Below are 23874 nucleotides of genomic sequence, written 5' to 3' on the forward strand. Positions count from 1 at the left end.
TAAGCGTGCCTGCTGCGCTTATATTCACTTCTGAATAACGCTTCTGTATTCCGCATAACGCCTGATGTCCTTTCTGAATCCGCAATTAAACCTGTTCAGCGCTGTTCTTACTCTTTTACCGGAATAAGAACGGCCGATGAAGGATGTAAGTAATTCCCTGAATTACTTGCGATAGCAAGCGGTATCTGATGATACCGGGCGTGCCAGTAACGCTCATAAACTTATATCTGCGCGGGATCCCGATAACATGAACAATATTTCTATCACGCCCAAAGGTGGGACGATTGCTAACGAAGTGAGCGGTACTCAGGTTACGCTGAACGCACCCAGTGTGGTTAAACTTAACCTGAATCAGGCTGACATTAAGGCTTTCACACGCAATGGTAATGATTTAGTCGTAACAACTAAATCAGGTGAAACACTTGTTATTCATGATTTTTACAGCGCCAATGGCGACAGCGATCTGGTCCTGCAGGACGATCGCGGTGCGCTCTGGTGGGTTGAAGATCCCGGCACAGAGGGCTTTCAGTATGTGTCGATCGACAGCACTGAAGGTCTGCTGGCAGAAAACGTAACGGATAACGGCACGATTGCCGCCTTCGGTATTGGCGGTGCGGCTCTGGCCGGTATCGGGGCGCTGTTTGCGACCGGCGGCGGTGGCGGCGGTGGCGGTGGCGGTGGCGACGATACGGATAATTCCGGCGGCGGCACTAATCCCGGTAACGGAGGCAACAATCCTGGCGGCGGCGATCCCGGCAACGGTGGCGGCAATCCTGGTAACGGCGACACCACCGCACCCGATCCGGCCGGAAATATCGTGGTCAGCGACAATGTCGGCAGCAGCCAGGGGCCGTTACTCAACGGGCAAACCACCGATGACAATACGCCAACGCTGACCGGTACGGCGGAAGCGGGAGCCGTGGTTAAAGTGTATGACGGTTCCGTTCTGCTTGGCAGCGTCACGGCGGGAGCAGACGGGCGCTGGAGCTTTACCACACCGGCACTGAATAACGGCAGCCACACGCTGAGCGTGACGGTCACCGATGCGGCAGGCAATGTCAGTCCCGCCACCAGCGGATTCGTGATCAATGTCGCCGCCGGCATCGCACCTACCAGCAGCACGCTGGAAATCACCGATGACAGCAGCCCTGCGCTGCGTACGCTGCCGGACGGGTCCAGCACGCGTGACACCACCCCAACCCTGAGCGGGCTGGCGGGCGCCAATGAGCTGGTTACGCTCTATAACGGCACTACCGTACTTGGCAGCACGCTTGCCGACGCAAGCGGGCAGTGGAGTTTTACGCCTGCAGCGCTGCCGGATGGCAGCTACGCCTTCCGCGCGGTAGCCACCGATGCCGCCGGAAATAGCACATCATCCGTCACGCTGACCATTACTATTGATACGGTGCCGCCAGCCGTCGCCAGCGATCTGCTGCTCAGCAGCGACAGCAGCGGCCCGCTCGCGCCAATTGCCACGAATGGCGTGACCCGTGATACCACGCCGGTGTTAAGCGGCAGCGCTGAACCAGGCAGCGTCATCACCGTACGTGACGGCACGACGGTACTGGGCAGCGCTATCGCAGACAGCGACGGGCGCTGGAGTTTTACCACCCCGGTGCTGAGTGAAGGCAGCCATACTCTGACTACTACCGTGACGGATGCGGCAGGCAATACCGGCCCCGCTTCCGCTCCGCTGCAGCTGACGGTTGATACCACGGCTCCGGAGGCGATAACCGATCTGCGGGTCTTTGACGACGCGGGCGACAGCCAGGTTGAGCTGCCGCAAAACGCCACTACTGATGACAATACGCCCGTGCTGAGCGGCAGCGGGGAGCCGGGCGCCTCGGTCAGCATCTACGATGGTGACGTACTGCTTGGTGTGGCCCTGGTTGACGTTAACGGCAGCTGGCAGTTTACCACCCCTGCGCTCAGCAACGGCGCGCACAGCTTCACCGTTATCAGCACTGACGCGGCCGGTAACATTGGTCCGGCCAGCACACCTTTCACGCTTAACGTCCAGGCGGATCTGCCGCCAGCGACCACGCCGCTGGAAGCGGTAAGCACCGGTGATAATACGCTGCAGCCGCTGACCGACGGCGCGACCACGCGCAGCGAGGAGTTAACGCTAAGCGGCGTCAGCACGCCGGGCAACCTGATTACACTCTTTGACGGAAACACTGAAATCGGCAGCGTTGTCGCCGATAGCAACGGCCAGTGGTCGTTTGCCCTGCGCGGTCTGTTCCAGGGGCTGCACAGTTTCTACCTGCGTACTACCGATGGCGCAGGCAACGTCACGCAAAGCGCGCCGCTGAATATCACCGTCGACAGCGTGGCACCGGCAGCGGCTGATGCGCTGACGCTAACCGGCAGTGACGGCAGCACCGTAGTCAATATCGCGCCGGAGAGCACCGTTAACGATGCCCGGCCGGTGCTGAGCGGCACGGCGGAACCGGGTGCGCTGGTGACGATTCGTGATGGCGACACCGTGCTGGGCAGCGTGACCACCAACAGCGACGGCAGCTGGCGCTTTACCACGCCGCAGCTGGGTGAGGGCAGCCACAGCCTGACCACCACCGTAACCGATCTGGCTGGCAACAGCAGCCCCGTCTCTGCGCCGCTGAATTTTACCGTAGATACAGTCGCACCAGCGGCGGTCAGCAATCTGCAGGTCACTGATAACGCAGGCGCTAGTACCGGCCCGCTGACTTCAGGCCAGCTCACCGATGACAACACGCCGACGCTGAGCGGCACGGCCGAAGCGGGCAGCGTGGTGCGCATTTATGACGGCGACGTGCTGCTGGGCAGCGCCGTTGTGGATAGCAACGGCAGCTGGAGCCTGACGCTGCCGGCGCTGAGCAACGGTCAGCATAACATTACCACCACCGTGACCGACGCTGCAGGGAACGTCAGCCCGGCGTCACCGGCGTTTACGCTGGCGATTGATGCCGGCAGCGTGCCGGCAACCAGCTCACTGGAGGTAACAGATGACAGCGGCAGCACGCTGGTTACGCTGGCAGATAACGACAGCACCGGCGATAACACCCCGGTGCTGAGCGGCGTCGCCACCGCTGGCGACGTGGTCAGACTCTATAGCGGTACTACGCTACTGGGCAGCGTCGTCGCAGACGGTGACGGCCAGTGGCGCTTTACGCCTGCCGCGTTAGCCGACGGCCCCTATGCGTTCCGGGCGGTTGCCACCAGCGCAGCGGGGGCGGAGACCTCCTCATCGGTTATCAATATCACCATCGATACCAGCGTGCCCGCCGCGCCGTCCGGCGTTCAGCTCAGCAATGAAAATGGCGATCCGGTTACGCCAGGCAGCAGCACCAGTCTCACTACGCCGACGCTGAGCGGCACCGCGGAGCCTGGCTCCACGGTGACCGTCCGCGACGGTGATACGGTGCTTGGCACCGCCACCACGGATGCTCAGGGCAACTGGAGCTATACCACGCCGCCGCTCAGCGATGGCGAACACGCGCTGACCAGCACGGTCACCGATGCGGCCGGTAATACCGGCCCCGCCTCTGACCCGGTGGCGGTCACGGTAGATACGCAGCCACCGGCCGCCGCCAGCGGTCTGCAGCTGAACAACCAGGAGGGTAACGCGCTGCCGGCGGGCGGTGCCACGAATGAAACCACGCCGACCCTCAGCGGCAGCGCCGAGCCGGGCAGCATCGTCACCGTTTCTGATAATGGCGACGTTCTGGGCAGTACCGTGGCGGGCGGCGACGGCAGCTGGAGCTTTACGCCGCCGCAGCCGCTGGATGAAGGCGCGCACGCGCTTACCACCACCGTAACCGATACGGCGGGCAACACCGGGCCGGCCAGTGCCCCGGTCAGCGTGGTGATCGACACTACTGCACCCGCGATCGCCAGCGATCTGCTGCTGAGCAACGGGCAAAACGGTAACGAAATCACCGGCATCACTAACAGCACTAAGCCGGTACTCAGCGGAAGCGCTGAGCCAGGCAGTACCGTCACCGTTTCTGATAACGGTAACGTGCTGGGCAGCACCACCGCCGGTAGCGACGGCAGCTGGAGCTTTACCTCACCGGTACTGCAGCCGGGTGAACATAGCCTGACCACGGTTGTCACCGATCCGGCTGGCAACAGCGGGGCAGCGTCCACGGCAGTGGTGTTTACCATCGATACGACTGCGCCAGCGGCACCCGCTGCTCTGCAGGCGGCTAACGATGAAGGTACTGCGCCGGTTCCGGTTAACAACGGTCTGACGAATGACGCCACGCCGCTGCTGAGCGGCAGCGGCGTGGCCGCAGGCAGCGTGGTGACAATTTCAGATGGGGATGAGGTACTGGGCTCCGTTACCGTGGGAGAGGCGGGAAGCTGGAGTTTTGCCCCAGACGAACCGCTGGCAGACGGTGAGCACAGCCTGACGGGCGTCACCACCTCACCGGCAGGGAACAGCAGTGCGCCTTCTGCACCGCTGGTGCTGACCATTGATACTACACCGCCCGTTGCGGCAGGCGGCCTGCAGCTGAGTAACGATCAAAACGGTAACGCCATCAACGCCGGCGGCGTAACTAACGACACCTCGCCGGCGCTGAGCGGCAGCGCTGAGCCAGGCAGCACGGTCAGCGTCTATGATAACGGCACGCTGCTGGGCAGCGTCAGCGCTGACGGCACCGGAGCGTGGCGCTTTACGCCGGAAACGCCGCTGGCAGCCGGACCGCACAGCCTGACCACTACGGTTACGGATGCGGCGGGTAACCGCGGCGATGAGTCTGAACCGCTTAACTTTACGATTGACACTACGCCGCCGCCTGTGGCGGATGACCTGGTGCTGAGCAATGACAGCAGCGGCACGCTGGTGACGGTCACCAACGGGACTACCAGTGATACCACCCCGGTGCTGAGCGGCACGGCGGCTGCGGGCAGCACGGTAACGGTACTTGACGGCACCACGGTGCTGGGCAGCGTGGTCGTGGATGACGGCGGTGCATGGCGCTTTACGCCAGAGTCGCCGCTGAGCGAGGGTCCGCACAGCCTGACGGCTACGGTAACCAGCCCGGCGGGTAACGTCAGCGAGCCTTCTGCTGCGCTGGTGTTTACCGTTGATACTATTCCGCCAGCGGCGGCAGGCGAGCTGCAGCTCAGTAACAACGACGGCGAAACGCCATTGCCGGTTGATAACGGCGTGACCAACACGACGTCGCCGGTGCTGAGCGGCAGCGCCGAACCGGGTGCGCTGATCACCGTTTCCAATGGCGACACGGTGCTGGGCAGCGTAACCGCAGATACAGACGGCAACTGGAGCTTCACGCCAGAGGCACCGCTGCCTGAGGGCGATTACAGCCTGACCACTACCGTTACCGATCCGGCGGGCAACGTCAGCGCGCCATCGGCACCGCTGAATTTCACCATTGATACAACGGCACCCGAAGCTGCAGAGGCTTTGCAGGTCAGCAATGAGGCGGGCGGCGTGGCGCGCCCTGTCGATGAGGCCGGTGCGACTAATACCACCTTGCCGGTGGTAAGCGGCACGGCGGAAGCGGGCAGCATCGTGACCGTCTATAACAACGGCGAAGTACTGGGCAGCGTCACTGCAGGCAGTGACGGCGGCTGGCGCTTTACGCCGGATGCGCCGCTGGCTGAGGGCGATTACAGCCTGACCACGCGAGTGACTGACGCCGCCGGTAACACCGGCGCGGCCTCCTCTGCATATAACTTCACCATCGATACCACAGCCCCTGGCGCCGTAGTCGACCTGACCGCGAGGGATGACAATAACGCACCGATCACCGGCGTCACCAACGACGCCACACCGGTGCTGAGCGGCAGCGCTGAGGCAGGTAGCCTGGTAACGCTCTATGACGGAACAGCCGCTATCGGCTCTGTCCGGGCAGACGCAGACGGGGCCTGGCGCTTTAGCGACACGGTCCTGACCGATGGCGCACATACCTTACGGGCCACCGCGACCGACGCCGCAGGCAACGTCAGCGCTACAGGCAACTCTGTGACCCTGACGGTGGATACCAGCGTGCCGGCTGCACCTGCTTTCTCCGTCACTTCCGGCGAAGGCGTGCCGGTTGCCAGTAACGGCTACACCAGCGACAGTACGCCGCAGCTCAGCGGTACGGCCGCCGCCGGCAGTCTGATCACTATTTATAATGACGGCACGGCTATCGGCAGCGTGGTAGCCGGTGGGGATGGCGGCTGGCAGTATACGCCCGTAGCCCTGGATGATGGCAGCTATGCGCTGAGCATTACGGAGACGACGCCGGCGGGCAACGTCAGTCCGGCCTCGGCCGTAACCACGATTAACGTGGATACGCAGGCACCGGAAGCAGCGCAGAACGTGCTGGTTAACAACAATGAAGGCAGCACGCTGGTGCCGATCAACAGCGGTGACGTGACCAACGACGCGACGCCGCAGCTGATCGGTTCAGCCGAGCCGGGCAGCGTGGTGCTGATCTATGACGGCGCTACGCAAATCGGTTCGGTTACCGTGAACAGCAGCGGCAGCTGGCAGTTCACGACCGGCGCGCTTACGCAGGGCGAGCATAACCTGAGCACCGTTGTCAGCGACGCAGCCGGGAACACCAGCCCCGCTTCGCCCACAATCACCTTTACCGTGGATACGGTCGCACCGGCTGCGGCCACTGAGATCGCGCTGGTGAACAACAATGGCGCTACGCCGCAGGCGATTACATCCGGCTCCACCACCGGTGACAACACGCCTGAGTTCTCCGGTCGCGCAGAGCCTGGCAGCACCATCGTTATATCTGATGGCAATCTGATCCTCGGTACCACCACGACCGATGCGCAGGGTAACTGGAGCTTCTCGCCGATCCTCAGCGACGGCCCGCACAGCCTGAGCGTGACGGTCACCGACGCCGCCGGTAACAGCAGCGCGCCGGGTGCGCCGATCGCCTTTACCGTGGACACCACGGCGCCTTCCGCCGTTACGCAGCTGACGCTGAGTAATGATAACGGCACTGCGCCGGTAGCCGTTCCCAACGGGGGCCTCACTAATGATGGCACGCCGCTGTTCAGCGGTCGCGGGGATGCGGGCAGCATTATTACCCTTACCGATCAGAGCGGTACGCTGCTGGGTTCCACCACGGTAAACGGACAGGGAAGCTGGAGCTTTACGCCTGCCACCGCGCTGGCGGACGGCAGCTACACCTTTACCGCCACGGCATCTGACACGCTTGGTAACGTCAGCGCACCGGTGACTTTCAGTGCGATCGTTGATACCACGCCGCCGGCGGTGGCAGCGAACATCGCGCTGACGAACAACGACGGCACCACGCCGGTGGCTATCGCCAGCGGCAGCATCACCACGGATAATACGCCGTTCCTCAGTGGCACCGCAGAGCCGGGCAGCGTAGTGACGATTCTGGACGGAACCGCAATACTGGCCAGCGTGACCACCGGCAGTAACGGACAGTGGAGCTATCAGCTGCCGCAGCTGGACGATGGCAGCTACAGCCTCACCACCACGGTGACCGATACGGCCGGTAACACCGGTCCGGCTTCTGCTCCTGTCGCCTTTACCGTGGACGCCACGCTGCCGGATGCCACATCGCTGGTGGTCAGTAACGACAACGGTACGACACCGCAGCCTCTGACAAACGGCGCGCTGACCACGGACAATACGCCACTGCTGAGCGGCACCGCGGAACCCGACAGCCTGATTACGCTGTATGACGGCGGAGTGGTGATTGGCTCGGTGACGGCGGACGGCGACGGCAGCTGGAGCTTCAGCTCACCGGTACTGACCGACGGCCAGCACACGCTGAGCGCCACGGTCACCGATGAAGTGGGCAACGTCAGCGCACCGTCCGGTGCGCTGACCATCACTATTGATGCCACTGCGCCGCAGCCGGCAGGCGATCTGCTGCTGCAGAATGATATACAAGCGACGCCGGTAACCATCAATAGCAACAGCGTAACTCCTGATGCGACGCCGCTCATCAGCGGTACCGCAGAGGCAGGAGCGACCATTATTGTGTATGACGGTGCGCAGGAGGTTGGCAGAACCACCGCCGATCCTCAGGGGGCCTGGAGCCTCAACACCAGCGCGCTGGCTGAGGGGGCGCACACCCTGACGGTGACCGCCACCGATGTAGCGGGCAACGTCAGCGAGGTGGCGTCGACGGTCAGCTTTACGGTCGATACCAGTACGCCAGCCGCGGTGCTGAGCTTTGATATCTACAACAACGCCAGCACCACGCCGGTGCTGGTGGCGAACAACGGCTTCGCCAGTGACAGCACGCCGGTGCTGCGCGGAACCGGCGTCGCCGGCACGGTGGTGAATATCATTCAGGATGGAGCCATCGTTGGCACCACAACCGTGGGTGAGAATGGCGTCTGGCGTTATGAATCCGCAGCGCTGGACGATGCAACCTATGCCTTCAGCGTCTCGGTCAGCAACGCGGCGGGCACCGCCGGCCCGGTTACCGGCCCGATTACCATCACTATCGACACGGTGGCACCGGAGGCAATTGACGATCTGCTTGTTACCGACAGCGTCGGCGGCGCTGAAGGTCCGCTGACGTCAGGCGCGATCACTGATGATAATCTCCCGGCCTTCAGCGGCACGGCGGAGACGGGCAGCACGATAACGGTCTATGACGACAACGTGCTGCTGGGAACGGCCACCGCTGACGAAAACGGCAGCTGGAGCTTTACGCCAGACGCTGCGCTGTCAAACCGCGAGCATAGCTTTACGTTCACCGTGACCGATGCGGCGGGTAACGTCAGCCCGGCTACTGACGCCTTCACGCTGACCGTTGAAGCCAATCTGCCACCGGTCGACAGCACGCTGCAGATCACCGATAACAGCGGCAGCACGCTGGTAACGGTAGCAGACGGGGCCGCTATCCGTGACAACACGCCGGTCCTGCAGGGAACGGGCCCGGCAAATGGCACTGTAACCATTTCTGATAACGGTACAGTGCTGGCTACTCTGCCGATAGACGCGAACGGACAGTGGAGCTATACGCCAGATCCGGTACTGGATGAGGGCGCGCACGCGATTTCTGTCGTCAGCACGGATGAAACCGGCAATCCTGGCGATCCGTCAGAGGTGATTAATTTTATCGTCGATACCGTTGTGCCCGATGTCGTAACCGATCTCGCGGCGGCCAATAACAACGGCGCCACGCCGGTGCCGGTGACGGATAACGGCGTGACTAACGACAGTACGCCACAGCTCAGCGGCACGGCGGAAGCGGGCGGGCTGGTGACCATCTACGATGGCAATACGGTAATCGCTTCGGTCACTGCTGACGGCGACGGCGCATGGAGCACCACGCTGCCGCTGCTGAGCCAGGGCGCGCACGCGCTCAGCGTGACAGTGACCGATGCGGCGGGCAACGTCAGCGATCGCTCCGGCGCGCTGAACATCACGGTCGATACGGTAGCCCCTGCGGCCGGCACGGTGAACGTCACCGCGGGTGATTCGGATACGCCGCTCACCAGCGGGGCAACCATCAATGACAGTACGCCAGCGCTGAGCGGCACCACGGAGGCAAACGCCACGGTCAGCGTGTATGACGGCACCACGCTGCTCGGTACCGCTATCGCCAGCGGCGCGGGCGCCTGGAGCTTTACCCCTGCCGCGCTGGGCGAGGGCAGTCACGCCCTGAGCGTGCGCGTCACCGATGCGGCCGGTAATACCGGTATCGCCTCTGCCGTCACCACGGTAGTGGTGGATACCGTGGCACCGGCGGCCATCTCCGGCCTGACGGCGGTCAACAACAACGGCAGCACGCCGCTGACTATCGCGGCTGGCAGCACCACCAGCGACAACACGCCGCAGCTGAGCGGCACCGCTGAGGCGGGCAGCATCGTTACCGTGCGGGACGGCACCACCGTGCTCGGCTCGGTAACCGCCGGCACCAACGGCGCGTGGAGCTTTACCACCGCCGCGCTGGCGGATGGTCCGCACACGCTGAGCGTGAGTGCCGCCGACGCGGCGGGCAACGTCAGCCCGGTGAGCGATATCAGCTTTACCGTGCTGACCGCAGCGGTTGCCCCGGTCACGGCGCTGACGGTAACGGATAACGCCGGCGCGATTCAGGGGCCGCTGACCAGCGGTACGCCGACGGACGATACCACGCCAACGCTCTCCGGCAGCGCCGCGGCAAACAGCGTGGTGGTGATCAGTGAAGGCACTACGGTGCTGGGATCGGTGGTGGCAAACGGCGACGGAGCCTGGAGCTTCACCCCTGCCGCGCTGAGTGAAGGCACGCATCCGCTCAGCGTCACGGTACGCGATGCGGCGGGCAGCAGCAGCGATCCGGTGAACTTTACCGTAGTCGTGGATACCACTGCGCCAGCCACCTCAACGCTGGTGGTGACCAACGATGTGACCAGCGCAACCATCCCGGCGGGCGGCTACAGCAGCGATGCGACGCCGACCTTAAGCGGCGTGGCGGAAGCGAACGCCATTGTCACGGTACGCGACGGTAACGCGGTGCTGGGCTCGGTGACCGCTGATGCGGAAGGACGCTGGAGCTATGTCAGCACTACGCTGAACCAGGGACTGCATACCCTGAGCGTCACCGCCACCGATGTGGCGGGCAACGTCAGCGGCGCGACCAGCACCACGCTGATTGTGGATAGCGTGGCGCCGGTCGCCGTGAGCGGCCTGAACGCGGCTAACAACAACGGCAGCGCGCTGGTGGCAATTGCCGCCGGCGGCACCACCAGCGATGCCACTCCGCTGCTCAGGGGCACGGCAGAGGCGGGCAGCGTGGTGACGATCCGCGACGGCGACACCGTTCTCGGATCGGTAACGGCGGGCAGCGGCGGCGCGTGGAGTTTTGTCACGCCGGCGCTGGCAGAGGGGGCACACACCTTTAACGTTACCGCCAGCGATGCGGCCGGTAACGTCAGCCCGAATGCGACGCTGACGCTGACGGTCGATACCACTCCGCCAGCCGCAGTGAGCAATCTGGTGGTCACCGATGACGCCGCGCCGAACACCGGTCCTCTGACTAACGGCGCCGTGACCAACGACACCACGCCGGTGCTGAGCGGTACGGCAGAGGCGGGGGGCGTGGTCACCGTCTATGACGGCACTGCAGTACTGGGTTCCGCTGTGGCCGACGGCAGCGGCGCGTGGAGCTTTACGTCGCCCGCGCTGAATAATGGTCCGCATGCGCTGAGCGTCACGGTGCGTGATGCGGCAGGCAACGTCAGCGCGGCGTCGCCCACGGTCGCAATCACCGTGGACACCGTGGCGCCGGCTGCGCCAACGCTGGTCGTGACTAACGACGTGGCGAACACCACGGTGGCGAACGGCGCAGCAAGCGGCGACAGCACGCCAACCCTGAGCGGCAGCGCCGAGGCCAATAGCCTGGTGATTATCCGCGACGGCACCACGCTACTCGGCTCAGTCACCGCCAGCGGTACCGGCAGCTGGAGCTTTACCCCTGCTACAGCGCTCGCTGAGGGATCGCATACCTTCAGCATCACCGCCACCGATGCGGCAGGCAACGTCAGCAGCAGCGTCAGCTCAACGGCGATCATTGATACCGTTGCGCCAGGTGCGGTTACCGGTCTGGCTGCCGCCAACAACAACGGCAGTACGGCGATCGCGATTCCCAATAATAGCGTGACCAGTGACAGCACGCCGCTGCTGACCGGCTCTGGCGAGGCGGGTGCGCGCGTGACTATCCTTGACGGCAATGTTGCGCTGGGCACGGCGATTGTCAGCAGTAACGGCAGCTGGAGCTTTGTCAGCCCGGTGCTGAGTGAAGGCAGCCACACCCTGAACGTGACCCAGACCGACGCCGCCGGAAACGTCAGTCCGCCAGCCAGCATCACGCTGACGGTGGATACGGTGGCGCCGGCAGCGGTCAGCAACCTGACGATCACGGATGATGTGGCGCCGGTGACCGGACCGCTGGCAAATGGCGCGGTCACCAACGACGCGACGCCAACCCTAAGCGGGACGGCGGAGGCGAGCGCGGTCGTCACGCTGTATGACGGCAGCACGCTGCTGGGATCGGTGGTGGCAGGCAGCGATGGGGCATGGAGCTTTACGCCAGCTGCGCTGAGCAACGGCGTGCATTCGCTGAGCGCGACGGTACGTGACGCCGCGGGCAACGTCAGCCCGGCGAAGCCGGCGGTGTCGATTACCGTCGATACCGTGGCTCCCGCTGCGCCAACGCTGGTGGTCACTAACGACATTAACAATGTCACGGTGGCAAACGGCGGCGCGACGCGCGACAGCACGCCAACCCTGAGCGGCACGGCCGAGGCAAACAGTCTGGTGATTGTGCGCGACGGCACCACTGTCCTGGGGTCGGTGACCGCCAGCAGCAGCGGCAGCTGGAGCTTCACGCCGGGAACAGCTCTCTCCGAGGGATCGCACACCTTCAGCATCACCGCCACTGATGCCGCGGGTAACGTCAGCAGCAGCATCAGTTCGACGGCGATTATCGACACCACGGTGCCGGTTGCCGTAACCGGGCTGACCCTGGCTAATAACAACGGCAGTACGGCAATCGCAATCCCCAATAACGGCGTGACCAATGACAGCACGCCGCTGCTGAGCGGATCGGGCGAGGCGGGCGCACGCGTCAGCGTTTACGACGGCACCGCGCTGCTGGGAACTGCGATCGTTGGCGGCAGCGGCAGCTGGAGCTTCATCACGCCAGCGCTGGGTAATGGTGCCCATACGCTCAACGTGACGCAGACCGACGCGGCGGGCAACGTCAGCCCGCAGGCTTCGGTCACGCTGCGGATTGACACCGTGGCGCCGGCGGCCAGCACGCTCACCATTACGGATGATGCGGGCAGCGCGCCGGTAACGCTGACCAATGGTGCCTTTACGCGCGATACCACGCCGACGCTGAGCGGTACGGCAGAAGCGGGCGCGCTGGTGACCATTTTTGACGGCACCACCGCACTGGGTTCCGTCACGGTGGGCACGGGCGGCAGCTGGAGCTTTACCACCGCGGCGCTGAGCAATGGGGCGCATACCCTGAGCACCACGGTGACTGACCCGGCAGGCAACGTCAGCAGCACCAACGTGGCGACCACCGTTACCGTAGACACGGTGCCACCGGCGGCGGTATCCGGATTGCTGATCAACAGCGCCGGCACCAGCGTCACCGGCAGCGGTGAGGTCGGCGCAACGGTAACGGTCCGCGACGCCAGCGGCGCCACGCTCGGCACCACCACGGTGGGCAGCGGCGGCAGCTGGTCAGTGGCGCTGAGCACAGCGCAGACTACCGGTGCCACGCTCTCGGTGACGCAGAGCGACAGGGCGGGCAACGTTTCGCCATCGGCGTCGCTGCTGGGGGCCATCCGCATTGTGGCGACTAACGATGTTAACGAGGTCGATTACGGCACCACGCAGGCCACCATCAATAATGGCACCGTGAACTCTTCACACACGGCGCTGCTTACCCTGGGGGTCGGATCGATACTGGGTGCCAGCGTGCTCAATAACGGCAACGCCTATATCTTTAATGTGGGTCAGGACGATTTCCGCACGGTGACGCTCTACGGCTCAGTGAACAGCATCGGCGTGGCGGCCAACTACTCGCTTAACCTCTACACGCAGCTGAGTAACGGCTCCTGGCAGCTGGTGAGTTCGCAGAGCAACTACATCAGTTCCCTGCTTTCAGTCGGAACGATTCGCGGCGGTAACGTCACCTACAGCAATCTGGGTACCGGTAACTACGCGGTAGTGGTCGGCGCGAATACCAACCTCAGCATACTACCCACCACTACCGTGAGCACGGTGTCAGACTACACCACGCTGGCGGTAACCACGGCGGCCACCGTCACCGGTAATCTGCTGGCGAACGACACCAGTTCGATAGCCGGTACGGTACCGGCTGGCGTGGCGGTCACGACGGCGGGCGGCGCAACGGTTGCCGGCACGGGTAATACGGTGATCACCAGCAGCTACGGTACGCTGACCCTGGATGCGCGAGGTAACTACACCTATGCGCTGAAAGCGGGACTGAATATCGACACGCTGCCGGCGACGGATACCTTTACCTATTCAGTGCGGGACGCCAGCGGCACGGTAACCTCCGCCACGCTGACGGTAACGCTGCATAACGGCCCGGCGGCCACGCTGTTTGCCGCCACCAGCCTGCTGGCGGAGAGCAGCAGCGCTGAGCATGACGCGAGCGGCAGCATCTGGGCCGACAGCGCCGGCACGCACAGCGGAACCTTAACCATCACTAATGCTCTGGGGGCAGAAACCACGGTGGGAGCGGCCGGTATGACGCAGGTAGCCGGTGAGTTCGGCGTGCTGCAGGTCAGCGCCAGCGGAAGCTACACCTACTCACTCAATGCGGATGTTAACGTCCAGAACATTACGCATAAGGAGGTATTCAGTTACACCCTGGCGGGCCGGGACGGCACCCTGACCAGCCACAGCTTCACCATTGAGCTGCACCCGACCATTAACGGAACCGGCGGTAACGATACGCTGACCAGCAGCGCCTACGATGACACCATCACCGCTGGCGCCGGCGCAGATACGCTGGTTTACCATCTGCTGGATCGCGCTGATGCCACCGGCGGCAACGGCCACGACACCTGGACCGACTTTAACGTCGCCCAGGGAGACAAGATTGATATCAGTGAACTGCTGATCGGCTGGAATGATTCCACAAGTAATATTAATGATTTCGTGAAAGTGGACCATACTTCTGATGGCAGCACCGTGCTTTCAATCGATCGTGACGGTAGCGGGACGGGCTACAGCACTACGCAGCTGATCACGCTGGAAGGCGTTAACGTGTCACTGGAGGAGCTGCTGCAGCAACCGCACCAAAACCACACGACATAGTGGTGTGTGACGCAGGGAAGCATCACGGGCACAGGAGGTGCCCTTTCTCTATTCTGACTGGTGGATAATCGATGGATCTGATGCAATCCGGCGCACCTTTTCGCCGTTCCTCTCTGCCCGCCGCAGTAAGCGCGGGCTTTCTGTTGTTTTACAGTGCGCATCTTAGTGCCGCCAGTGAGACGCTGATACGCGCTGGATCTATTACGCAAAGCGAGCTGGTTCAGCAGCAGGAGCTGCCGTCGCTCGCGGGCGAAGTCGCCGAACCGGCGCTGGGCAGCGTGCCGGACACCCTGACAATTGAGCAGGCGGTGCAGCGTGCGGTGCAGTGGCATCCTGATATCGCGCAGGCGATTGGCACCATGCTGGAGCAGGCGAATCAGGTCGATGTGGCAAAAGCAAAATATTATCCGCAAATCAGTGCGGGCATGAACAATGGCTATAGCAACAGTTACAGCGGCAGCGGCTTCAGCCCCTCATTTGTGCTGTCGGTGTCGCAGATGCTTTATGACTTTGGCAAAGTCAGCAGCTCGGTGCGCTCTGCCGAGGCGGGCGTGGCGCAGGAGCAGGCAAACGTGCTGGTGAGTATCGATAGCGTGGCGCACGATACCGCAGCGGCACTGGTTCAGGTGCAGGGCTATCAGCAGCTGGTAAAGATTGCCCGCGATCAGCTCAGCGCCCTGAGCCGGATTGGCGTACTGGCGCGGCAGCGTAATGAGGAGGGCGCGGCCTCGCTCTCCGACGCGACCCAGACCGATGCGCGTATCGAAGGCGCGCGCACCACCCTGACACAGTATCAGGCGAGCCTTAACCGCTGGCGCGCGACTTTAGCCACCTATCTGGGCTGGCCGCTGGTAAAGCAGGTCAGCGACCAGTTTCCCGCGACGCTGACCCGCGGCTGCGCCAGTGGCAAAGCGGATGACAAAACCAACCCGGCGGTGCTGGCCGCGTGGGCGCAGGCTAATCAGGCGCAGGCCAAACTTGATAACGCCAGCGCGCAGAACCTGCCGACTATCTCGCTGGAACCGCAGGTTACCCACTATCTCAACGATCGCTACGCCGGCAGTCAGTCGCTGGACCGCACGCAGTACTCTGCCTTTGTCAAAGTCGAGATGCCGCTTTATCAGGGCGGCGGGATCACCGCCGCGCGCGACGCCGCCGCCAGCGCGCTGCAGGCGGCGAACGCAGCGGTAAATTCCGCACGGCTGAAAGCGCGTCAGCAGCTGAGTGAGTCGCAGAATGAGGCGCTCAGCCTGTCGCAGAGTCTGGCGATTATGGGGCGCCAGCAGGCGCTGGGCGAGAAAACCCGCCAGCTCTATCAGGATCAGTATCTGCAGCTCGGGACACGCCCGCTGCTGGACGTGCTCAATGCCGAACAGGAGGTGTGGCAGACCCGCTTTACGCTACAGCAGACCGTAAGCCAGCTGCGATCGCTGCAGCTCGACTGTCTTTACAGCACCGGACAGATACGTTCAGCCTTTACGCTCAATAACCAGCGCATCCAGACCGTGGAGATCCAGCCATGACCCAATTACCAATTCCGGACGCGCCTGAGAGCCAGCCCGCCAGCGGCGGCGAGCTGCCGCTTAACGGCTGGGCCACGGCCATTATTCAGATCGCCACCCACTACCGGCTGCCCTGTTCGCCAGGCATGATCATGGCGGCAGCGGAGTGGCAGGGCAAACAGACGCGCGATAAAGCGCTGCGCCATCTGGCACGTCAGGCGGGGCTGTCGCTGCAGCTGTTTGCAGAGGAGAGCCGGGAGATCACGCGCTGGCGCCTGCCGCTGGCAGTAGAGCTGGATGATGGCCAGGTCGGCGTGGTGACGGCGTTTGATGGTGATGACCGCGTTCGGGTGCACTTTTCCGGCGATGAACAGCCGACGCCGGTGATGCTCACCGATCTGCTGCCCGCCCTCCGCGTGGTGGCCGCGCTGCGACCGGTGGCGGCGGCGAAAGATAGCCGGGTCGATCGCTATCTCGCCACCGTTCGCCCCGACTGGCTGCGGCGGCTGGTGCTGCACGATCTGCGTCCCTACGGCTATGTGATGCTGGCGTCCTTCTTGATCAATCTGCTGGCGCTGGTAGGGATTGTGTTTTCGATGCAGGTTTATGACCGGGTGATCCCGGCGCAATCTTATCCCACGCTCTATGTCCTCTATGCTGGCGTGATCATTTCGGTGGTATTTACCTATATTCTGCGCGTGGGCCGCGATCACGTCACCGATCTGCTGGGCAAGCGCGCCGATATGCGCGTCTCCGATCGGGTGTTTGGTCATGCGCTGCGGCTGCGCAACAGCGTGGTGCCGCGCTCTACCGGCACTTTTATCTCCCAGCTGCGTGAACTGGAGGCGATCCGGGAAATGGTGACCTCAACCACCGTGACGGCGATTGTCGATATGCCATTTTTCCTGCTGTTTCTGCTGGTTATGGCGATTATCGCGCCACAGCTGGCGTGGATCGCCCCGGTGGCGGTGCTGCTGATGGTGTTGCCGGGCCTGCTCAGCCAGAAAAAACTGGCGAAGCTGGCGCAGCAGGCGCTGAAAGAGTCCACGCTGCGTAACGCAGTGCTGGTGGAGAGCGTACAGGGGCTGGAGGATATCAAGCTGATGCAGGCGGAAGATCGCTTTCTGCAACAGTGGAACAGTTATATCCGTATTACTGCGCAGTCAGGCGTCGCGATGCGTAAGGTGATGCACTCGCTCATTAGCTGGGGCGTAACGGTGCAGGGGCTGGTTTACGCCAGCGTCATTGTGGTGGGCGCGCCGATGGTGATCAACGGCGATATCACCACCGGGGCGATTGTCGCGGCGTCGCTGCTCTCCTCGCGCATGATTGCGCCGATGGCAACGCTGTGCGGCGTACTGGCGCGCTGGCAGCAGGTCAGGGCGGCGAAAACCAGCCTCGACGGCCTGATGAATCTGCCGGTAGAGAACAGCAGCGATGAGACGCGTATTCACTGTCCGGTGCTGTTTGGCCACTATCAGTTCACCGACGCCATGTTTCGCTACTACAGCGACTCGCTGACCATGGCGCTGCGCATTAAATCCCTGACCATTCAGCCTGGGGAGCGTATTGCGGTGCTGGGCCGCAACGGCTCCGGTAAATCCACGCTGCTGCAGGCGATGGCGGGCGGCATGGATCTGGTGAGCGGTGAGCTGCGGCTTGATAACCTCAGCCTGCCGCACATTGACGTGGCCGACGTGCGGCGCAACGTCGGGCTGCTGACGCAAAACGCGCGTCTGTTTCACGGTACGCTGCGTGAAAACCTGACGCTCGGCGCGGCGCACGCTACCGACGACGCCATCTTCTCTGCGCTGACGGTGAGCGGCGGAGCGGAATTTATTCGCCGCCTGCCGCTGGGGCTGGATCACCCGATCATGGAGGGGGGCACCGGCCTCTCCGGCGGGCAGCGGCAGTCGCTGCTGCTGGCGCGCATGCTGCTGCGCGATCCTAATATCGTGCTGCTGGATGAACCCACCGCCGCGCTCGACGACCATACGGAGAAAGAGTTTATTGAGCGCCTCAGCGCATGGCTGAACGGCCGCACGCTGATCGTGGCGACGCATCGCGCCGCGATTCTGTCGCTGGTGGATCGGATACTGGTGCTGAAAGAGGGGCAGCTGGTTATGGACAGTCCGAAAGAGAAAGCGCTGCCGCCAGCGCGCAGCGGCGGAAATCTGCCGGAGGTGAACGCATGAAGCAGCTGCCGGCAAAACTGCGGCTGGTCACGGCTGCTGAAACAGACGCGTCAGACGATCTGCTGGGCGAACTGAAATCGGAAACGCACTACAGCGGGGCGGTGCGGCTGATTGTTATCAGCGCCGCGCTGATGCTGGTCGCGCTGATCTGGGCGTGGTTTGGCGTGCTGGATGAAGTCTCAACCGGGACCGGCAAGGTGATCCCCAGCTCGCGCGAGCAGGTGCTGCAGTCGCTGGAGGGCGGTATTCTGACGGAGCTGTACGTGCATGAGGGCGATCAGGTGCAGGCGGGTGAGGTGGTGGCGCGTCTCGATCCGACCCGTTCCCAGTCAAGCGTGGGTGAGAGCGCGGCACGCTATCGCGCCGCGCTGGCGGCGGCGTCACGCCTGCGGGCAGAGGTTAACGACACCCGGCTGACCTTTCCGGATGAGCTCAGCGGCTGGCCCGATCTGATCGCGGCAGAAACCCGTCTCTATAATACTAAACGGGCACAGCTCAACGACGCGACGAAGCAGTTTAACGCGTCGCTGGCGCTGGCTAACCGCGAGCTGGCGATTACGCAGCGGCTGGCAAAGAGCGGGGCTGCCAGCAATGTGGAGGTGCTGCGCCTGCAGCGTGAAAAATCCGATCTGGAGCTGAAGCTGACCGATATGCGTTCGCAATATTATGTCCAGGCGCGCGAAGAGCTGGCCAAAGCGAGCGCGGAAGCGGACAGCCTGGCGGAAGTGATTAAAGGGCGCGAAGATACGGTGACGCGGCTGACGATCCGCGCCCCGATGCGCGGCATTGTCAAAAATATCAAAGTCTCCACGGTCGGCGGCGTGGTGCCGCCCAATGGCGAGCTGATGAACATTGTCCCGCTCAACGACCGGCTGCTGGTGGAGGCGCGCCTGTCGCCGCGCGATATCGCCTTTATCCATCCGGGGCAGCGCGCGGTGGTGAAGATCTCCGCCTACGATTACGCCATCTATGGCGGTCTCAATGGCGTAGTAGAGAGCATCTCGCCGGATACCATCCAGGATGAGGTGAAACCAGAGATCTACTACTATCGGGTGTTTATCCGCACCGATAACGACTATGTGCAGAACAAAGCGGGCCGGCGCTTTTCTATCACGCCCGGCATGGTCTCCACGGTGGATATCAAAACCGGAGAGAAAACCGTGATGGATTATCTGGTCAAGCCGTTTAATAAAGCTGAAGAGGCGATGCGCGAGCGCTAAGCGGATGAGGATTGCAGGGGAGTATATTCCCGGCGATAATCACGCCATCAATCCCTTCCTCGTCGGGCTTAACGACGCGGAAGGGATTTTTTTATACCTGACCCGTAATCAGGCCGGTGCTGCCTGACGTAAAGAGGATGAATTATGTACAACACCCTGGGCAATCAGTATGACAACTCCCTGGTTTCCAACGCCTTTGGCTTCATGCGTTTTCCGCTCAACTTCCAGCCATATGACAGCGATGCTGAGTGGGTGATCACCGGTGTGCCGTTTGACGCCGCTACGTCGGGCCGTCCGGGCAGCCGTCTGGGGCCGGGCGCGATTCGTCAGATCTCCACTAACCTGGCGTGGGAAGGGTGCCGCTGGCCGTGGGAGTTTGATCTGCGTCAGCGCCTGAATGTCGTGGACTGCGGTGACCTGGTTTACGCATTTGGTGACTCACAGGATCTCTCAGACAAACTGCAGGCGCATGCGGAAAAACTGCTGGCCAGCGGCAAGCGCATGCTGACCTTTGGCGGTGACCACTACATTACGCTGCCGCTGCTGCGCGCCCACGCGAAGCATTTCGGCAAAATGGCGCTGGTGCATTTTGATGCGCATACCGACACCTACTCTAACGGCCCGACGTTTGACCACGGCACCATGTTTTTCACTGCGCCAAAAGAGGGGCTGATCGATCCGCAGCACTCGGTGCAGATCGGTATCCGTACTGAATTTGATAAGAGCCTGGGTTTCAACGTGCTGGACGCGGCGCAGGTTAACGATCGCAGCGTGGATGATATTCTGGCGGAGGTGAAGCGCACCGTGGGCGACCTGCCGGTCTACCTGACGTTTGATATCGACTGCCTCGATCCGGCGCACGCGCCAGGCACCGGTACGCCGGTGATTGGTGGTCTGAGCAGCGACAAAGCGACCAAACTGGTGCGCGGCCTGCAGGGAATGAATATTGTCGGCATGGATCTGGTTGAGGTGGCGCCAGGCTACGATCACGCCGATCTGACCGCGCTGGCGGCGGCTACGCTGGCGCTGGATATGCTGCACGTGCAGGCAGCGAACAAAGGCTGATAGCAGCTGCCCTTCTCCCGTCGGGAGAAGGGCTGCATCAGGCGCTTATTTACCGTCTGCGGCGATACGATCGCGGATATGCTGCGCGCGCGCTTCTGAATCAGGATGGGAGTCAAACATCGAACTCTGATGCCCCTGATCCATCTTCGCCAGCTTCTCAAAGCTGGTGGCTAAACCGAGCGGATTGATGCCGCGCTTTTTCAGCAGATCATATGAGTAGTCATCTGCCTGCGACTCCTGAGTCTGCGAGAACTGCGCGTTAACCAGCTTCTCGCCGATATCGCCCAGCTGCGACTGCGACAGCGAACCAATAATACCGCCGACCGAGGCGGCAGCACCGCGTGCGGCTTCGGTGGCAAAGGCAACCTGCATCGCTTTGCGCGTGTGGCCCAGCGCGACGTGACCCATCTCATGGCCCAGTACGCCTTCCACTTCACTGTCGGTCATCATATCCATCAGGCCGCTGTAAACGCGGATGCAGCCGTTGGCCATCGCCCAGGCGTTGACATCTTTGGTGACGTACACCTTATAGTTCGCCGGCGTGCCGTTGATATTGTCGCCCAGCGCGGCAGCGATCTTATTCAGACGCTGCTGATAGCTGCTGTTTGCCGCCGCGACCTGATTCTCTTTGTCCATTTGCGTACAGGACTGGTCACTCAGCTGTTTTACCTGCGCATCACTGAGCGAATAGGCCTGATAGGCCTGCGCGCCCGACTGCAGCAGCGCGTTGTTATCAAACCCCTGACAGCCGCTCAGTAGCGCTGCCATTCCGATTGCCGTAACCGTAGCCCGGATTTTCATATCATCATCCTTTAAGTAACTCGTCGTAAAAACAGACACCTGAAAGCAGGCCAGATGTATAAACCCGATGTTTATAGCGCGCCCGTTTCGCGGTTGCTAGCAGACGCGGCTTAAAATGCAATCGCAGCCATGATAATTAGCACGCGGATGCATGTACTTTTGTGCCGATTTTCATGTACATTGATGGGCGACTTCTTTCACGCTTCGCCTTATAACTGATTAATTACAATACGTTAAGCGCGGCGGAGCCTTAATCCGATCTGGAGTAGAACATGCCCTCTCGTAAAGAGCTTGCCAACGCCATTCGTGCGTTAAGTATGGACGCAGTACAGAAAGCTAAATCGGGACACCCGGGTGCCCCGATGGGCATGGCGGATATCGCTGAAGTGCTGTGGCGCGACTTCCTGAACCACAACCCGGTTAACCCGCAGTGGGCTGACCGCGACCGCTTCGTGCTCTCGAACGGGCATGGCTCTATGCTGATCTACAGCCTGCTGCACCTTGCCGGCTACGATCTGCCAATGAGCGAGCTGCAGAACTTCCGCCAGCTGCACTCTAAAACCCCAGGTCACCCGGAATATGGCTACACGCCAGGCGTGGAAACCACAACCGGCCCGCTGGGTCAGGGTATCGCCAACGCCGTGGGCTTTGCGATCGCCGAGCGCACGCTGGCCGCACAGTTCAACCGTCCGGGTCATGATATCGTAGACCACCATACCTATGTTTTCATGGGTGACGGCTGCATGATGGAAGGGATTTCGCACGAAGTCTGCTCTATTGCCGGTACGCTGAAGCTGGGCAAGCTGGTCGCGTTCTATGACGACAACGGTATCTCCATTGATGGTCACGTTGATGGCTGGTTCTCCGACGACACCGCAGCACGTTTTGAAGCCTACGGCTGGCATGTTGTGCGCGGCGTGGATGGTCACGACGCAGAAGCGATCAAACAGGCGGTGGAAGAGGCGAAGCGCGTCTCTGACAAGCCGTCACTGCTGATGTGTAAAACCGTTATCGGTTTCGGTTCACCTAACAAAGCGGGCACGCACGATTCACACGGCGCGCCGCTGGGCGACGATGAAATTGCGCTGACGCGCAAGCAGCTGGGCTGGAGCCACGCGCCGTTTGAGATCCCGGCCGATATCTATGCGCAGTGGGATGCCAGAGAGGCGGGCCAGGCGAAAGAGTCAGCGTGGAATGAGAAATTTGCAGCTTATAAGGCGGCTTTCCCGGCGCTGGCTGAAGAGTTTACACGTCGCGTTAACAATGAGCTGCCGGCTAACTGGCAGGCGGAGTCGCAGCAGTTTATTGAGCAGCTGCAGGCGAACCCGGCTAAAATCGCCAGCCGTAAAGCCTCGCAGAATGCGATTGAAGCTTTTGGCAAGCTGCTGCCGGAGTTCCTCGGTGGTTCTGCCGATCTGGCACCCAGCAATCTGACTATGTGGTCCGGTTCTAAACCGATCAATGAAGACGCAGCGGGTAACTATATCCATTACGGCGTGCGTGAGTTTGGTATGACCGCGATTGCCAACGGCCTTGCGCTGCACGGCGGTTTCCTGCCTTATACCGCGACCTTCCTGATGTTTGTTGAGTATGCCCGCAACGCAGCGCGTATGGCGGCGCTGATGAAGATCCGTCAGATCATGGTTTATACCCACGACTCTATCGGTCTGGGTGAAGATGGCCCGACGCACCAGCCGGTTGAGCAGATGGCCAGCCTGCGTACGACGCCAAACATGAGCCTGTGGCGTCCCTGTGACCAGGTTGAGTCTGCTGTCGCGTGGAAATATGCCATTGAGCGCGTCGATGGCCCGTCAGCGCTGATCTTCTCCCGCCAGAACCTGGCGCAGCAGGATCGTACCGCTGAGCAGCTGGCAAACGTGGTACGCGGTGGCTATGTGCTGAAAGATTGCAACGGCACGCCGGAACTGATCCTGATCGCTACCGGCTCTGAAGTTGAGCTGGCGGTAGCTGCCGCTGACAAACTCAGCAGCGAAGGCCGCAATGTGCGCGTGGTCTCCATGCCATCAACGGATGCGTTTGATAAGCAGGATGCCGCCTACCGTGAAGCGGTGCTGCCGAAAGCGGTTGGCGCACGCGTTGCCATTGAAGCGGGTATTGCCGATTACTGGTTTAAATATACCGGCCTGCACGGTGCGGTCGTGGGTATGACCTCATTTGGTGAATCTGCACCGGCAGAGCTGCTGTTTAAAGAGTTCGGCTTTACCGTTGAGAATGTGGTTAATACCGCAAAATCTATTCTGTAATCCGGAGTCGCCTTAAAGGGCGGGTTACCAGATCAG

General features: G+C 62.1%; 7 protein-coding genes. 6 read left to right on the forward strand and 1 reads right to left on the reverse strand.

Annotated features, from left to right (window positions below):
• Positions 1–247 precede the first annotated feature (247 nt).
• The 5 genes from FS690_RS10715 to speB all read left to right on the forward strand — a co-directional run bounded on the left by FS690_RS10715 (position 248) and on the right by speB (position 20773).
• Positions 248–14791 carry an Ig-like domain-containing protein gene (locus FS690_RS10715; RefSeq protein WP_145339609.1) on the forward strand — a complete coding sequence of 4848 codons (14544 nt, stop codon included), beginning with the start codon at positions 248–250 and terminating at the stop codon, positions 14789–14791.
• 71 nt (positions 14792–14862) lie between these two features.
• Complete coding sequence (locus FS690_RS10720) at positions 14863–16314, forward strand: TolC family outer membrane protein (protein WP_071668581.1); 1452 nt, start codon at positions 14863–14865, stop codon at positions 16312–16314.
• Positions 16311–18488, forward strand: coding sequence for a type I secretion system permease/ATPase (locus FS690_RS10725; protein WP_145339610.1), 2178 nt, complete (start codon positions 16311–16313; stop codon positions 18486–18488). Before FS690_RS10720 ends, FS690_RS10725 begins: the two co-directional genes overlap by 4 nt.
• Before the next feature lie 23 nt (positions 18489–18511).
• Positions 18512–19708, forward strand: a complete 1197-nt coding sequence (locus tag FS690_RS10730) for an HlyD family type I secretion periplasmic adaptor subunit (protein WP_370512306.1) — start codon at positions 18512–18514, stop codon at positions 19706–19708.
• A gap of 144 nt (positions 19709–19852) precedes the next feature.
• Entirely contained in the window at positions 19853–20773 is a 921-nt protein-coding gene (speB, locus tag FS690_RS10735; RefSeq protein WP_039380065.1) for an agmatinase, read from the forward strand.
• Positions 20774–20818: 45 nt separating this feature from the next.
• Here the strand turns inward: speB and FS690_RS10740 are convergent, their stop codons facing one another.
• On the reverse strand, positions 20819–21574 hold the full coding sequence (locus FS690_RS10740) for a M48 family metallopeptidase (protein WP_145339612.1): 756 nt from the start codon (positions 21572–21574) through the stop codon (positions 20819–20821).
• Positions 21575–21846: 272 nt separating this feature from the next.
• Between FS690_RS10740 and tkt the strand changes: the two genes are divergently transcribed.
• Positions 21847–23838 (forward strand): transketolase, encoded by a 1992-nt coding sequence (gene tkt, locus FS690_RS10745; protein ID WP_039380061.1) that lies wholly within the window; start codon positions 21847–21849, stop codon positions 23836–23838.
• The last annotated feature ends 36 nt before the right edge of the window (positions 23839–23874 follow it).

It is taken from the genome of Pantoea sp. PSNIH1, from assembly GCF_007680655.1.
Taxonomy (GTDB): Bacteria; Pseudomonadota; Gammaproteobacteria; order Enterobacterales; family Enterobacteriaceae; genus Pantoea; species Pantoea eucrina.